At 67.6% G+C, this 15,158-nt stretch carries 12 protein-coding genes; 9 read left to right on the top strand and 3 right to left on the bottom strand.

Going from position 1 to position 15,158, the window contains the following annotated elements:
- Positions 1 to 82 precede the first annotated feature (82 nt).
- The 6 genes from tssJ to IPU70_RS11480 are packed head-to-tail and all read left to right on the top strand — an operon-like array spanning position 83 to position 8,909.
- On the top strand, positions 83 to 622 hold the full coding sequence (gene tssJ, locus IPU70_RS11455; protein WP_207467357.1) for a type VI secretion system lipoprotein TssJ: 540 nt from the start codon (positions 83 to 85) through the stop codon (positions 620 to 622).
- 18 nt (positions 623 to 640) lie between these two features.
- The gene (gene tssK / locus IPU70_RS11460; protein ID WP_207467359.1) at positions 641 to 1,975 is read left to right on the top strand and encodes a type VI secretion system baseplate subunit TssK; all 1,335 of its coding nucleotides are present in this window, start codon (positions 641 to 643) and stop codon (positions 1,973 to 1,975) included.
- A gap of 27 nt (positions 1,976 to 2,002) precedes the next feature.
- Complete coding sequence (locus IPU70_RS11465; protein WP_207467361.1) at positions 2,003 to 3,277, top strand: DotU family type VI secretion system protein; 1,275 nt, start codon at positions 2,003 to 2,005, stop codon at positions 3,275 to 3,277.
- The gene (gene tssM, locus IPU70_RS11470) at positions 3,274 to 6,903 is read left to right on the top strand and encodes a type VI secretion system membrane subunit TssM (RefSeq protein WP_207467363.1); all 3,630 of its coding nucleotides are present in this window, start codon (positions 3,274 to 3,276) and stop codon (positions 6,901 to 6,903) included. Before IPU70_RS11465 ends, tssM begins: the two co-directional genes overlap by 4 nt.
- A 13-nt stretch (positions 6,904 to 6,916) precedes the next feature.
- Complete coding sequence (gene tagF, locus IPU70_RS11475; RefSeq protein ID WP_207467365.1) at positions 6,917 to 7,633, top strand: type VI secretion system-associated protein TagF; 717 nt, start codon at positions 6,917 to 6,919, stop codon at positions 7,631 to 7,633.
- Positions 7,634 to 7,652: 19 nt separating this feature from the next.
- On the top strand, positions 7,653 to 8,909 hold the full coding sequence (locus tag IPU70_RS11480) for a hypothetical protein (protein ID WP_207467367.1): 1,257 nt from the start codon (positions 7,653 to 7,655) through the stop codon (positions 8,907 to 8,909).
- Positions 8,910 to 8,969: 60 nt separating this feature from the next.
- Here the strand turns inward: IPU70_RS11480 and lysA are convergent, their stop codons facing one another.
- Together lysA and IPU70_RS11490 are read right to left on the bottom strand one after the other, a co-directional pair.
- Entirely contained in the window at positions 8,970 to 10,262 is a 1,293-nt protein-coding gene (lysA, locus tag IPU70_RS11485; protein ID WP_207467369.1) for a diaminopimelate decarboxylase, read from the bottom strand.
- Positions 10,259 to 10,420, bottom strand: coding sequence for a lipoprotein (locus IPU70_RS11490; RefSeq protein ID WP_256439232.1), 162 nt, complete (start codon positions 10,418 to 10,420; stop codon positions 10,259 to 10,261). The genes lysA and IPU70_RS11490 overlap by 4 nt, the downstream gene beginning before the upstream one ends.
- Positions 10,421 to 10,474: 54 nt before the next feature.
- Between IPU70_RS11490 and cyaY the strand changes: the two genes are divergently transcribed.
- The gene (cyaY, locus tag IPU70_RS11495; RefSeq protein WP_013396958.1) at positions 10,475 to 10,804 is read left to right on the top strand and encodes an iron donor protein CyaY; all 330 of its coding nucleotides are present in this window, start codon (positions 10,475 to 10,477) and stop codon (positions 10,802 to 10,804) included.
- A 61-nt stretch (positions 10,805 to 10,865) separates the two neighbouring features.
- On the opposite strand, the gene IPU70_RS11500 is transcribed toward cyaY, so the two are convergent.
- The gene (locus IPU70_RS11500) at positions 10,866 to 13,313 is read right to left on the bottom strand and encodes a penicillin-binding protein 1A (protein ID WP_207467372.1); all 2,448 of its coding nucleotides are present in this window, start codon (positions 13,311 to 13,313) and stop codon (positions 10,866 to 10,868) included.
- 114 nt (positions 13,314 to 13,427) lie between these two features.
- Between IPU70_RS11500 and IPU70_RS11505 the strand changes: the two genes are divergently transcribed.
- Complete coding sequence (locus IPU70_RS11505; RefSeq protein WP_207467374.1) at positions 13,428 to 14,069, top strand: shikimate kinase; 642 nt, start codon at positions 13,428 to 13,430, stop codon at positions 14,067 to 14,069.
- On the top strand, positions 14,066 to 15,142 hold the full coding sequence (gene aroB / locus IPU70_RS11510; protein ID WP_207467376.1) for a 3-dehydroquinate synthase: 1,077 nt from the start codon (positions 14,066 to 14,068) through the stop codon (positions 15,140 to 15,142). Before IPU70_RS11505 ends, aroB begins: the two co-directional genes overlap by 4 nt.
- Positions 15,143 to 15,158: the final 16 nt, after the last annotated feature.

Consider the following 15,158-nt stretch of genomic DNA (forward strand, 5'->3'; position numbering starts at 1 on the left):
CCGTCGTGCAAGGTATGCGTCGCGGCGTAACAGACGTGTGTACTTTTATTTCCGAGGTCCTATGAGCAGTCCATGCCTACGAATGATTCCGACGGGACGGCGACGCATCGCGGCGATTCTTGCGGGCGTGCTGGCGGCGGCGCTGCTCGCGGCATGTTCGTCGACGGCCAGGCGCGTGCCCGTGCCTTACGCGATCGAGCTGCGTGCGGATCCCAAAGTCAACCAGAACGCGAGCGGCAGGCCGTCGCCGGTGCAGGTGACGATCTACGAGCTGAAGTCAGCCAGCATCTTCGAATCGCGCGACTTTTTCACCTTGCAGGGCGATGCGCACGCGGCGCTGGGCGCTGAGCTGCTCAATGTCGACCAGGTGATCCTGAAGCCGGGCGAGACCAAGGTGGTGCAGTACCCCGGCAATGCCGAGGCGCGCGTGGTGGGCGTGGTGGCGGCCTATCGCGAACTGGAGCAGAGCAAGTGGCGGCTGCTGGTGGCGCTGCCCGAGGCGCAGAACACCAATATGTACAAGGTCTGGCAGTTCTCGCCGAATGAAGAGACGGTGAAAGTCGCGGTCAAGCGCGACGGGCTGGAAGAAGTGGATCGCAGCCGTTCGTGGTGGCCTTTTTAGATGCAGAGAGAACCGGACATGGTGAGCAGAGACAAAGTGATCTGGTCGGAGGGTATGTTCCTGCGGCCCCAGCATTTCCAGCAGTTTGAACGCCATATGCTGCACACCGCGCAGCAGCGCGCGGCCGCGCTCCAGGGGTTCTTCTGGGGCTTCAGCCAGCTGTCGCTGGACCGCGACGCGCTGGCGATAGGCAAGGTGGCGCTGACGCGGGCGCAAGGCGTCATGCCTGACGGCACGCCTTTCGATTTTTCGCACCCGGACGCGGCGCCGGCGGCGTTCGAAGTGCCGGCGCAGACGCGCGGCGCGCGCATCCTGCTGGCCCTGCCGCGCGTGCGCGCCGGCGCCAGTGACGTCATCTACGACGGCGAGGAAGACACGCTGGCGCGCTATCTGGTGCACGAGGCCGAGGTGGAGGACAGCGGCTCGGTGGCCCTGGAACCCGTCCTGATGCAGCTGGGCCGCTTGCGCTTGCGGCTGATGCTGGAGGACGAGCTGACCGACGACTGGCTGGGCCTGGGCGTCGCGCGCATCCTGGAGCGCCGCTCGGACAACCGGGTGGTGCTGGACGAGGGCTACATAGCGCCCTGGGTGGCGGCGGGCGAGCATCCGGTCCTGCGCGGCTTTATCGATGAATTGCAGGGGCTGCTCGGCGCGCGCAGCGAGGCGCTGGCCGCGCGCTTGTCGCAGCCTGGCCGCGGCGGCGTCTCCGAGGTGTCGGACTTCATGCTGCTGGAGACCGTCAACCGCTATATGGGCGCGATCTGGCATGCGCGCCAGAACGTCGGGCAGCATCCGGAGCGCCTGTTCCACGACTGGCTGATGCTGGCCTGCGACCTTGCCACTTTCACATCCGCGACGCGGCGGCCGGGCGTATTGCCGGGGTATGCGCACGACGATCTGCAGGGCAGCTTCACGCCCCTGATGAATGAGCTGCGCCGTTCGTTGTCAGCCGTGCTGGAGCAACGGGCCTTGCAGATTCCGCTGCAGGACCGCGGCCAGGGCGTGCGCGTGGCGCAGATCCAGGATGCGGAGCTGTTGCAATCGGCCGGCTTCGTGCTGGCGGTGCATGCGGATCTGGGTGTGGAGGCCGTGCGCACGCGCTTTCCGGCGCAGGTCAAGATCGGTCCGGTGGAACGCATCCGCGACCTGGTGCACCTGCAATTGCCGGGCGTCGCCGTGCGTGCGCTGCCGGTGGCGCCGCGGCAGATTCCATACAGCGCCGGACATGTCTACTTCGAATTGGATAAGAGCGGCGAATTCTGGAAACAGCTGGAGCGCACCGGCGCGCTTGCGCTGCATCTGGCGGGCGATTTTCCCGGGCTGACGATGGAGTTCTGGGCGCTGCGCGATTGAGCGCAGTCCAACCAGACGGAGACAACTATGCATGCTTCGGATCACACGCTGGCCGGCCCTCCGGGCGGCATGGGCGATGGCGCTGCCAGTACGGCGGGCAGGCTGCGGCCCCACGACTACGTCATCAGTGGCACCAATCCGCTGGTGGCGGCGGCAAACCCGCTGCTGGACCTCATTCCGCAGATCCGCGCCACGGCGACTCATCCGTCGCCCGCGATGCTGCGCGAGCACCTGCTGGACGAGGTGCGCCAGTTCGAGCTGCGCGCGCAGCAGGCGGGCATACCCAACGAAACCATACTGGGCGCGCGCTACTGCCTGTGCACGGCATTGGACGAGGCCGCCGCGCTCACGCCATGGGGCGGGGGCGGGGTGTGGTCCGCGCACAGCCTGCTGGTCACCTTCCACAACGAGACCTGGGGCGGCGAAAAGTTCTTCCAGCTGCTGGCCAAGCTGTCGCAGAACCCGGGGCAACATCTGGATCTGCTGGAGCTGCTGTACTACTGCCTGCTGCTGGGTTTCGAAGGACGCTACCGCGTGATCGACAACGGCCGTTCGCAGCTGGAGACGCTGCGGCAGCGCCTGCTGCGGATCCTGCGCGGCGCGCGCGGCGAGTATCCGCTGGCGCTGTCGCCCCATTGGCGCGACGAGCCGGCGCAGACGCCCCTGCGCCGCTTGCCCGTACCGCTGTGGGTGTTCGGCGCATTGGCCGCCGTGCTGGCGCTGGCGCTGTACTGGGGCCTGGGCTGGCGACTGGGCAGCCAATCCGACGGCGTGTTCGCATCCATCGCCAAGCTGCGCCCGCCTACCGTGCAGATCGCGCCGGCGGTGAAGCGGCCGGCGCCCACGCCGAGGCTGGCGGTGTTCCTGGCGCCCGAGATCCGCGATCAGCTGGTCACCGTGCGCGACGAGGTAGACCGCAGCGTGGTGGTGCTGCGGGGTGACGGCGTGTTCGAGTCCGGCGCCAGTTCCGTGCGCGACCAGTATCTGCCGGTGTTGTCGCGCGTGGCCGACGCCTTGCGCGAGACGCAGGGCAGCATTCTGGTGCGCGGCTATTCCGACAATACGCCGATGCGCAGCGCGCGCTTCCCGTCCAACTGGCACCTGTCGCAGGCGCGCGCGGATGCGGTCAAGGACATGCTGGAGCAACGCCTGGGCCAGACAGCCAGGGTGCGCGCGGAGGGTCGCGGCGATGCCGATCCGGTGGCGCCCAACGACACGGCCGCGGGCCGTGCGCTGAACCGGCGGGTGGAGATCACGGTGCTGGTGCCGCCGCCGGCGCACGAGCAGGGAGGACAGGAATGATCTACAGGCTGTTCGGATGGTTTTTCAGCCGCCGCGTGTGGAACTTCCTGGGGCTGGTGGCCCTGGCGGTGCTGATCTGGATCGCGGGGCCGCTCATCGCGATCGGCGCCTTGCGCCCGCTGGAAAGCGAAACCGTGCGCATCGCGGTCATCGTGGCGATGTTCGCGATCTGGCTGCTGCGGCTGTTGTGGCGCAAATGGCGCGAGGGGCGTTTGAACGCACAGTTGCTGAGCCAGCTGCGGCGGCCCAAGCCCAAGACGGACAAGCCTTTGGAGGAGGCCGCAGGCAATGACGAGATACGCCAGCTGGAGGCGCGGTTCCACGAGGCCGTGGAACTGCTGCGCAAGACCCGCTTCGAGAGCCGCGGCAAGCGCGGCGCGCTGGACCGGTTCTCCAAGCAGTATCTGTACCAGTTGCCCTGGTACGTGATCATCGGTGCGCCGGGCGCGGGCAAGACCACCGCGCTGGTGAACTCGGGGCTGAACTTTCCCCTGGCGGAACGCTACGGCAAAGTGGCCTTGCGCGGTGTGGGCGGCACCCGCAATTGCGACTGGTGGTTTACCGACGATGCCGTGCTATTGGACACGGCTGGGCGCTACACCACGCACGAAAGCGATCCGACTGGCGACGAGGAAGAGTGGCGCGGCTTTCTCGGCTTGCTGTCCAAGTATCGCGGCCGGCAGCCCATCAATGGCGCCATGCTGACGGTCAGCGTCGAAGACCTGCTGTCGGCTTCCGACGCCGAACGGGCGCAGCATGCGGCGGTGTTGCGGCGCCGGCTGCAGGAACTGCGTGAACAGTTGGGTATCGCGTTTCCGGTCTATGTGCTGGTGACCAAGACCGACCTGCTGTCGGGCTTCGAAGAGTATTTCGCTTCCTTCACCCGCGAGGAACTGGCGCAGATATGGGGCTTCACCTTGCCGTATGCGCGCGCGCAGGAGCCGGACTTCGACCTGTACGAGGCCTTTCACGAGGAATATGCCCTGTTGCAGCGGCGCCTGGATGACGCTTTGCCCGAAGTGGTGGCGGCCGAGAACGATCCGGCGCGGCGCGCGCTCGCCTATATGCTGCCGCAGCAGTTCGCCGGCCTGCAGGCCATCCTGGGCCATTTCCTGAGCGATGTGTTCGCGACCTCGAAGTTCGAGGCGCGCGTCATTCCACGAGGCGTCTACTTCACCAGCGGCACGCAGGGCGGCGAAACCTTCGACCAGGTGACCGGCCATCTGAAGCGCTACCTGCGCATCGACGGCGGCGCCGCGTCCGCGGCCAGCGTGCCGGGTGAAGGAGAGGGCCGCAGCTACTTCCTGAAGAACCTGCTGCAGGACGTGATCTTCCGCGAAGCGGGCCTGGCGAGCCGCAATCTGCGCTGGGAACGCCGCTACCGGCAGCTGCATTGGGCGGGTTACGGCCTGGTGGCAGCGGCCTTCGTGGCCTTGATCGGGGGGTGGGCGATGAGCTATCGCAACAACGCCGACTACGTGGAGGAAGTGGCGCGGCGCGTGCCCGCGGTGGAGAAGCTGACGCGCGACATCAAGATCACGCGCACCGGCGACTTGCTGGGACTGATGCCATTCCTGGACAGTCTCTGGTACCTGCCGCAGCACGAAGGCTTCGAGATCGACAACCCGCCTCTGGGCTATCGCTACGGGCTCTACCAGGGCCAGAAGCTGCAGGCGGCGGCGCAGGGCGTGTACGGCAACACGCTGGACCAGGTGCTGCTGCCGCAAGTGGTGCGGCGCGTCGAGACGGCCTTGCGCGACGCCTCGGCCAGCGACCTGGAGTATTCCTACGAGGCGCTGCGGGCCTATCTGATGCTGTACGAGGCCGAGCGTTATGACGCGGAGTTCATGCATGCCTGGCTGCTGTCGGACATGCAGGCCACCTTGCCCGAGGGCTACACGCGGCGCCAGTATGAACAGCTGTCGCTGCACCTGCGCAACCTGACGCAGAGCCATGTGCTGGCCTCGCCGTTTCCCAAGGATGACGCATTGGTGGCGCAGGCGCGCGAGAAGCTGGCGCGCTACACGCTGGCGCAACGCGCCTACAGCCGGCTGCGCCGCACCCTGGCCAACGCCGATGCGGCGCCCGAGATCACGGTGGTGACGCTGGGCGGTGCGCAGGCCAGCGCCGTCTTCGTGCGCAAGAGCGGCAAGCCGTTGAGCCAGGGCATACCCGCGCTCTACAGCTATCGCGGCTACTGGGACGTGTTCAACAAGCGCGTCACCGGCGTGGCCGAGGTGCTGCGGTCGGACGATGCGTGGATCTTGAACATACCCTTGCGCAGCCAGCTGGACCAGACGGCGCAACGCCAACTGGTGGTGGACATCAAGCGCTTGTACATGAACGACTACGTGGCGCAGTGGGACGGCTATCTGAACGATCTGCAGCTGGCGCCCAGCAAATCGCTGCTGCAGAACATCCAGATGGCGCGCACCTTGTCGGCGCCGGAGTCGCCGCTGGTGCGGCTGGTGCGCGGCGTCGCGCGCGAAACTTCCTTGTTGCGCGATACGGGCAAGGACGACCGCTCGCTGGTGGATCAGGCGCGCGACCGCGTCAGCAGCACGCGCGAGGCGCTGGAGCAGATGTTCGGGCCAACCGGGCCGGGCGCGGCCATGCGCGCCGACGCCAGCGACGAGAAGCTGGAGCGCATCGTGGACCAGCATTTCGAACCCTACCGCCGGCTGGCCGAAGGCGAGGGCGCGGCGGCCGGCGCTGCTTCGCCGATCGCTGCCACCACGGGTCTCATCAACGAGCTCTATACCTATCTGACGGCGGCGGACGCGGCCTTGCGCAGCGGCAGTCCCGCGCCCAGCTCGGATGCCGTGACCAAGCTGCGGGCGGAGGCGGGACGCCTGCCCGGGCCGCTGCGCGACGTGCTCAACTCCCTGTCCGTGAACGCGTCCGGCGAGGTGTCCGACGTGGCCCGCGCGCGCATGGGCGAGACCGTGTCCGCCACCATAGGCATGTTCTGCGGTCAGTCCGTGGCCGGGCGCTACCCGTTTTCCGGCCGTTCCGCGCGCGACGTGGCGCCCAACGACATGGCGCGGCTGTTCGGGCCCAATGGCCTGATGGACGACTTCTTCCAGAAGAACCTGGCGACCCAGATTGACGTGTCCGGACAGCGCTGGCGCTTCAAGCCCGGTATCGATGGCAAGTCGGGGGAGAACTCCGCCACGCTGGATGCCTTCCAGCGCGCTGGCGTCATCCGCGACGTGTACTTCATGGCGGGCAACCCCATGCCCTCGTACCGGGTGGCCATCAGGCCCGTGGAAATGGACGCGGGCATCACCCAGTTCGTGATGGACGTGGACGGCCAGGCGGTGCGCTACGCGCACGGCCCGCAGGTCGCGACCACGGTGCAGTGGCCCGGCCCCCGCGGCAGCAACCAGGTGCGCATAGAGCTTACGCCGCAGGAAGGGGCGGCGGGCATGACCACGTCCGGCCCCTGGGCGCTGAACCGCATGCTGGATCGCGCCCAGCTGCGGCGCGGCGCCACGGCGGAAATCACACTGGCCACATTCGACCTGGGCGGGCGCAAGGTGGTGCTGGAGATCACCGCCAGCAGCGTCAAAAGCCCTTTTCATCTGGCCGAGATGCAGGCCTTTGCCTGCCCCGGCGCGTCATGAACAGGACATGGACATGGAGCTAGCAGTGGAGTGGGGACGGGTGGGCTGGTACGGCAAGATTCCGGCGGCGGGAGATTTCGTGCACCGGCGTCTGCCGCGCGAGCTGATCACTTGGTGGGACCGCTGGTTGCAGTTCGGGCTGGCTGCGCTGAAGCAGGCGCCGGACGTCAATGCCGCGCGCGGTTTCGCGTCGGCGCCCATCTGGAATTTCGCGATTCCATCGGGGCCGGGCGCCGGCGTCGCGCAGCTGGGCTGCATCACGCCCAGCCGCGACCGGGTGGGCCGGGGCTATCCGCTGTGTGTCGTCATGGCCGTGCCGCCCGAGCAGTACCACAGCAGCATCCTGGACGGCGCCAGCGACTATTACCGGCAGGTCGGCGCCAGCTTGCTGGCCGCGGTGCGCCACGGTTGCCCGGCGGAACAGTTCGACCGCAGCCTGCAGCAGTTGCGCATGCCCGTGGCGGCGGCGCGCGTGTCCGCGCCGCGTGCGGGCAGCGACATCATGGACATCCTGAGCGCGGGCCGGGAGCAGGATTCCGCGCCCCTGGCGCGCCGCGCGCTGGGCGCCTGGCCCGATCTGCCGTTCTGCTTCAACCCCAGTTCCCACACCAGCTATTGGTGGACCAACCAGACGGACGGCGCGGCTTTGCAGACCTATATCCATGGCGGCGCGCTGAACGCCACGCTGTTCGCCAGATTGTTCTCATCCCTGCCGACCTGGCATCCCTGAACCTGCCGGAGGACTGCGCATGCTTCGAACTTCAGCTGTGCCGCCGGGACCGGGCCCGGCAGGCTGGCCGGCCGCTCCAGAGGAGGCGCCCCTGGCCGATATCTTGCGCCTGCCGCCCGGGCGGCTGCGTGAACAGGAGATCCTGCGCCTCGTCGCCGGTTTGTCCGCCTCCCTGGCCGCCTTGCACGAGGCCGGCGGGGTGCACGGCGGCATCTGCCCCGGTGCCGTGATCCGCGATGCGCAGGGTGTTGCCGTCCTGGCGCCGCCTGCCGATGTTGCGCCGGATGAGGAAGACGCCGTCCGGCACGCGGGTTACGCCGCGTTCGAACAGTACACGGACGATCCGAGCCATGCTTGCGGCCCTTGGACGGACGTGTACGGGCTGGCGGCGCTGGCGTACTTCCTGGCGTCGGACGCAGCGCCTCCGGGCGCGCTGGCGCGGCGCGTGCGCGACGACTGCCTGCCTTTGGACGAATGGCAACCGGGCGCCTATCGAGCGGCGTTCTGCGCCGCCGTGGACGAGGGGCTGGCGATGGAGGAGCAGGCCAGGCCGCGGACGGCTGCGGCGCTTGCCGCGGCGATGGGTGCGGTCCCGCCGGCCGTGGCGGCTGCTGTGGCGCATCCCGCGCCGGCGCCCGCGGCGGATCCGGAGCCGGACATGTTTGCGCCCTCATTGATGGCGGAGACGCCCGCCGACGAGTCTGCCGATCCGCTACCGGCTGCCGCCCGCCTGACCGCGATGCGGCCGGAACACCCGGCGCGGGCGCGGCGCATGTTGCCGCTCGCCGTGGCGGGCCTGCTGCTGCTTGCGGCGGGCGGGTATGCGTGGTTGCGGTCGGCGCAGCCGCCACAGCCCGCTACCGTCGCAACAGCGCCTGCGCCGACGCCACAGACCCCGCCGGATTCTTCCGCCGCGGCCGGATCCGTCTCGCCGTCGCAGACTGCCGCCGCCGTATCCGTGGCGCCGGCCGCCAGCCCAAAACCAGAAAGCGCCCCTGAGCCTGAAGCCGCGGCAGTCCCTCCGGTTTCAGAGCCGGCCGCACCCGCGACCCCGCCGCCTCAGGCGGCGCCTGTCACGGTGCGCGTGGCGGTGCGTCCATGGGGAGAGGTGCTGGTCAACGGCCGCTCGCGCGGCGTGAGCCCGCCGCTGCGCGAGCTGTCCCTGCCGCCCGGCCGCTATCAGGTGACCGTGCGCAACGCGTCGGCGGGAGACCACCGCATGACCCTGACGGTGGCGCCCGGCCGGCCGGCCTCCATCACGCATGAGTTCAAGTGAAAGACGCGCCATCGCGCACGCACGCGGCGCAGGCGCCGTGCCGCTGATGGCGGCAGCCCCTCAGGGCAGGGTGGATTCGCCCCTGAGCAGGTCGTCCAGCGTTTCGCGCTGGCGCACCACGTAGTACTTGTCGCCGTCGACCATGGCTTCGGCCGCGCGGGGGCGGGCGTTGTAGTTGCTGGCCATGGCCATGCTGTAGGCGCCAGCGGACTCGACCGCCAGCAGGTCGCCTTGCTCGATGGTCAGTTTGCGCTGCCGGGCCAGCCAGTCGGCGCTTTCGCAGACCGGACCGACGATGTCGTAGAGGGTTGCGTCGCCCGCGCGCGGATGCACGGGGCGCACGCCGTGGAAGGCCTCGTACAGCGCGGGGCGCAGCAGGTCGTTCATGGCGGCGTCGACGATGGCGAAGTTGCGCGCTTCCGAGTGCTTCAGGTACTGGACCCGGGTGAGCAGCACGCCGGCATTGCCCACCAGCGAGCGGCCGGGCTCCAGCACCAGTTGCAGATGGCCGAAGCCGCGCGCGTTCAGGCGTTCGAAGACGCGGTCCAGCAAGGCCTTCGGCGAGGGCGGGATCTCATCCGTATAACGGATGCCCAGGCCGCCGCCCAGGTCCAGATGGGCGATGCGGATGCCGGCCTGATCCAGCTTTGCGATCAGGTCCAGCAGTTTTTCCAGCGCGTCGAAATAGGGACTGATATCGGTAAGCTGTGAACCGATATGGCAGTCCACGCCCACGATGTCCAGGCCCGGTAGCGATTGGGCGCTGCGGTAGACGTCCAGCGCCGATTCGATGGCGATGCCGAACTTGTTTTCCTTCAGACCGGTGGAAATGTATGGATGCGTCTGCGCGTCCACGTCCGGGTTGACCCGCAGCGAGACGGGCGCCCGCAGGCCCATGCCATGCGCGACTTCCGACAGGCGGCGCAATTCGGCTTCGGATTCGACGTTGAAGCACTTGACCTTGGCCGCGAGCGCGGCGCGCATCTCCCAGGCCTGCTTGCCCACGCCTGAAAACACGATCCTGGACGGGTCCGCGCCCGCCGCCAGGGCGCGCTTGAGCTCGCCGCCGGAAACGATGTCGAAGCCCGCGCCCAGGCGCGCGAATTCCTTCAGGACGGCCAGGTTGGAATTGGCCTTCATGCCGTAGCAGACCAGTACGGGGTGCTGGCCGACGGCGTTGCGGTAGGATTCCCAGGCGGCCTTGAGCGCGGCGCGCGAGTAAACGTACAGCGGCGTGCCCAGCTTTTCGGCCAGGTGATCCAGCGGCACGTCCTCGGCGTACAGCACATTGTTGCGGAACTGGAAGTACGGATGACCGGCCAGTTCAGGCTGCGCGGGGAATCGGGAAGTCATGGCAGCGACGGGGCCGGCGGGATGACCGTCGGCTGCGGTTGCTGTTGCGTACGCGAGGGCGGCTTGCCGTCAGGCGTCGGCATGTACAAGGGGCCCTTGTACCCGCAGGCCGCGACCATGCCGGTCGCCAGCAGCGTGGCTACAATGCGAAGGACCATGCGGCGAAATGCCAAGTGGAACACTGGGAACTCCTAAATCTTGCAGGCTCGATTATGACCGAAACCGAATTTCTTGCGTTGATCGACCAGGTGCTGAACAGCATCGAAAGCCAGGCCGATGACTGGGCGGCTTCGCTCGATGTCGATGTCGAAACCAGCCGCAGCGGCAATGTGCTGACGATGGTCTTCGAAGACAACACCCACGTGGTGGTGAACAGCCAGGCTGCCATGCAGGAGCTATGGGTCGCGGCGCGCAGCGGCGGCTTCCATTACCGTTACGACGGCCAGCACTGGAACGATACCCGAGGCGGCCCGCAGTTGCCGGACGCCCTGTCGCAGATCTGTTCCGCGGCGGCTGGCGTACCCGTGACGATACGCCTGTAAAGACGCCAGATTCAGGCGAAAAAAAGGCCGGCCCCATCGGGCCGGCCTTGCTATTTGCGCGTCAGAACGGGATCTTCTGGGACCAGGGCGTATTGCTTTGCGTGCCCACGCCCGGCGCGACCTTGATCCTGGTTTCCTCGCTGGTGCTGCCGTTCAGGCCATTGAGGAACTCGCCCAGCGTGTCGGCCTCGGGCAAGCCCAGGCGCGCGACGGCCTGTCCGGGCGGGAATTCGGAGAAATAGAACTCGCCGTTTTCCACGATGAGGCCGTCGGGACGGGGGCGCGGCTTCTCTTCGGGCACGCCTTTGAGGACCGTCTGCATGTAATCGACCCAGATCGGCATGGCGACGCCGCCGCCGGTTTCGCGCGAGCCCAGCGACTTGGGCTGGTCAAAGCCCAGCCACGCGGTGGCGACCAGCGACGGGGTGTAGCCGGAGAACCAGGCGTCCACGGATTCGTTGGTGGTGCCGGTCTTGCCGGCGATGTCGTTGCGCTTGAGCAGGACGCGCGCGCGCGCCGCGGTGCCGTAGGTAGCCACGCCGCGCAGGATGTCGTCCATGATCCAGGCGGTGCGCGGATCGATGGCGCGGGCCGCGGCATCGCCGGCCACGACCGGCTTGGACTGCATGATGACCTTGCCGTTGCTGTCGGTGACGCGGTCGATCAGGTAGGGCGTGACGCGGTAGCCGCCGTTGGCGAACACCGAGAAGGCGCCGGCCAACTGCAGCGGCGTGACCGAGCCCGCGCCCAGCGCCAGCGGCAGCACGGCGGGCTGGCGGGCCTTGTCGAAGCCGAAGCGGGTCAGGTAGTCCTGCGCGTACTGCGGGCCGATGGCCTGCAGGATACGGATCGACACCATGTTCTTGGATTTGTACAAGCCCTGGCGCAGGGTCAGCATGGGTTCGTACTGGTTGCCGTAGTTCTTCGGGTTCCAGGCCTTGGAACCGGTCTGAGCGGCCGTCAGCTCGAAGGGCTGGTCCGAGATCTGGGTGCCCGGGGTCAGGCCGCGCTCCAGCGAAGCGGCGTAGATGAAGGGCTTGATGTTCGAGCCCGGCTGGCGCCAGGCCTGCGTCACGCGGTTGAAGTTGCCGCGGTAGAAGTCGAAGCCGCCGACCATGGCGCGGATCGCGCCGTCCTGCGGCGACAGCGCCACGAAGGCCGCCTGCACCGAGGGCAGATTGATGATTTCCCAGTTGTCGCCGAACTTGCGGATGTAGACCACGGAGCCGCGCTTGATGCGCTGCTCGGGCTTGGCCTTGTCGTTCAGCGCGCGCGCCACCACGCCCAGCACCTTCTTGTCGGTGACGGTGATGATCTCGCGCGAGCTGCGCGCCAGCTTCACTTCGGTGGGGCTGGCCGACAGCACCAGCGCCGTCAGCAGATCGCCGCTGTCGCTGAACTTGTCGAACACGCCGTCCAGGAATTCATCGAGCGCCTGCGGATTGTTCTCGGTGCCGGGGGGCAGGTCCAGCTGTTCCTCGGGGCCGGGGTAGGGCGCGCGGCGCGTGTATTCGAGCACGCCTTCGCGCACGGAGCGGTAGGCCGCTTCCTGGTCCTTGGACTGCACGGTGGTGTAGATATTGATGCCGCGCGAATAGACGTTGTCCTGGTACACGTTGAACAGCAGCTGGCGCGCCAGTTCCGCCACGTATTCACCATGGATGGAATAGCCGCCGGCCGGCGTGCCTTCCGCGGACTTCATGACGATGGGCTGGGCCAGCGCCTGCTGGTATTCCGGTTCGGTCAGGTAGCCCAGCGAATGCATGCGGCCCAGCACGTAGCGCTGGCGTAGCTCGGCGCGCGGGCGGTTGGCGATCGGGTTGAAACGCGACGGTGCCTTGGGGATGCCTGCGAGCATGGCGGCCTCGGCCGGCGTGACTTCCGCCAGGGGCTTGCCGAAGTAGGTGCGCGAGGCGGCCGCGAAACCGTAGGCGCGGTGGCCCAGGTAGATCTGGTTCATGTAGAGCTCGAGGATCTGGTCCTTGGTGAGCTCCGATTCGATCTTGAAGGTCAGCAGCAGTTCATAGAACTTGCGCGAATAGGTCTTTTCCGACGACAGGTAGAAGTTGCGCGCCACCTGCATCGTGATGGTGCTGGCGCCCTGCGACTTCGACATGCTGATCAGGTTGGTCAGCCCCGCCCGCGCCACGCCCATCCAGTCGATCCCGCCGTGCTGGTAGAAGCGGTCGTCCTCGGCCGCCAGTACCGCGGACTTCATGACGTCCGGGATTTCGTTGAAGCGCAGCACGTTGCGGCGCTCTTCGCCGAATTCGCCGATCAGGACGCGGTCCGCCGTATAGACGCGCAGCGGCACCCGAGGGCGGTAGTCCGTCATGGCGTTCAGGTCCGGCAGGTTGGGCCAGGCCAGCGCCAACGCCATTCCGGCCAGCAGCACGCCGCACAGGAACAGGCCGGCAAAGAAAATGCCGGTTTTTACGAAGAATCGCAGTATCGGGGAACCGCTCTTGGCGGGCTTGTCTTTCTTGGAGGAATTCTGGGGCTTGCTCATCGCGGCGATTTTACGGGTATCTCCGGGTCCGTCTTGGCACGGGGTACCGGTTTCTGTAACAAAATCGTTCAGTGTGGTAGGCGGGCAACTGGCGGCTGATGTGATAATGCCGTCATGAACTTTTCCGCTATCTCATGTCCGGAGGCTGACCCGGACCCGGCGTCCTCCGGCGAGACGCCTGAAAACCTGCCTTGCGCCGCTGAGTGCACAGGCAAGGCCGCTACGTTGCCGCATGACCTGCCGGTCTTCCTGGTCGGGATGATGGGCGCGGGCAAGACGACCATAGGGCGTGGCCTGGCGCGTGCGCTGGGGCGCGAGTTTATGGACTTGGATCATGAGCTCGAGGCGCGTTGCGGCGTGCGGGTGCCGGTAATCTTCGAAATCGAGGGCGAAGCCGGTTTTCGTCGCCGGGAATCTGCCGCCTTGGAAGAGTGTACCCAACGGCGCAACATAATTCTCGCCACCGGCGGCGGCGCCATCCTGGCCCCGGAAAACCGCCAGCGCCTGCACGAGCGCGGCATCGTGGTCTATTTGAGGGCCAGCGTGGACGAATTGTTCCGCCGCACCTGCCGCGACCGCAACCGTCCCCTGCTGGCCACCGCCGATCCGCGCGGCACGCTGCGCGACCTCATGACCCTGCGGGAACCCCTCTATAAGGAAGTGGCCGACCTGGTGGTGGAAACGGGCGCCATGCCCATCCACACCCTGGTCAAGGCGCTGCTGCCGCAATTGCAAGCCTTCGAGAAGCGCATATGAACGTTGTACACGTGGACACCCCGGGCGGAAGCTATCCGATCAACATCGGCCCCGGCCGACTGGACGCCCTGGACCAGAGCATTCCCGCCGACGCCACCGCGATCGCCGTGGTGACCAACCCGACCGTCGCCGCGCTGTACGGCGAACGCGCCGAGGCGGCGCTGGCCAAGACTGGCAAGCGGGTGCTGCGCATCGAATTGCCGGACGGCGAGGCCTACAAGGACTGGCAGTCGCTGAACCTGATCTTCGACGCCCTGCTGGGCAACCGCCTGGACCGCCGCTGCGTGCTGGTGGCGCTGGGCGGCGGCGTCATCGGCGACATGACCGGTTTCGCGGCCGCGGTCTACATGCGCGGCGTGCGCTTCCTGCAGGTGCCCACGACTTTGCTGTCGCAGGTCGATTCTTCGGTGGGCGGCAAGACCGCCGTCAACCATCCGCTGGGCAAGAACATGATCGGCGCGTTCTACCAGCCGGTCGCCGTCGAGATCGACACCGACGTGCTGAACACGCTGCCGGCGCGCGAGGTGTCCGCGGGCCTGGCGGAAGTGATCAAGTACGGCCTGATCCTGGACCCGGCCTTCTGGTCCTGGTGCGAGGAAAACGCGCAGAAGCTGCGCGCGCTGGACCCGGAGGCCGTCAGCTATGCCATCCGCCGCTCCTGCGAGCTGAAGGCGCAGGTGGTGGGCAAGGACGAACGCGAATCCGGCCTGCGCGCCATCCTGAACCTGGGCCACACCTTCGGCCACGCCATCGAATCCGGCTTGGGCTACGGCGCCTGGCTGCATGGCGAAGCGGTGGGTTGCGGCATGGTGCAGGCGGCCGAGCTGTCGGCCGACGTCGCCGGCTTTGAGCGCGCCGACGTGGAGCGCGTACGCGCGCTGGTGACCGCCATCGGCTGTCCCGCCGTGGCCCCCGACCTGGGCGCCGACCGCTGGCTGGACCTGATGCAGGTGGACAAGAAAACGGAAGGCGGCTCGATCCGCTACGTGCTCATGACCCGCATCGGCGAAGCCATGATGCGCCCGGCTCCCGACGACGCGGTGCGCGCCGTCCTGGCCCGCACCACCCAATAGACATGCTGGAGACGGT

The sequence above is a fragment of the Achromobacter sp. SD115 genome (assembly GCF_017355315.1).
Classification (GTDB): domain Bacteria; phylum Pseudomonadota; class Gammaproteobacteria; order Burkholderiales; family Burkholderiaceae_B; genus Achromobacter; species Achromobacter xylosoxidans_B.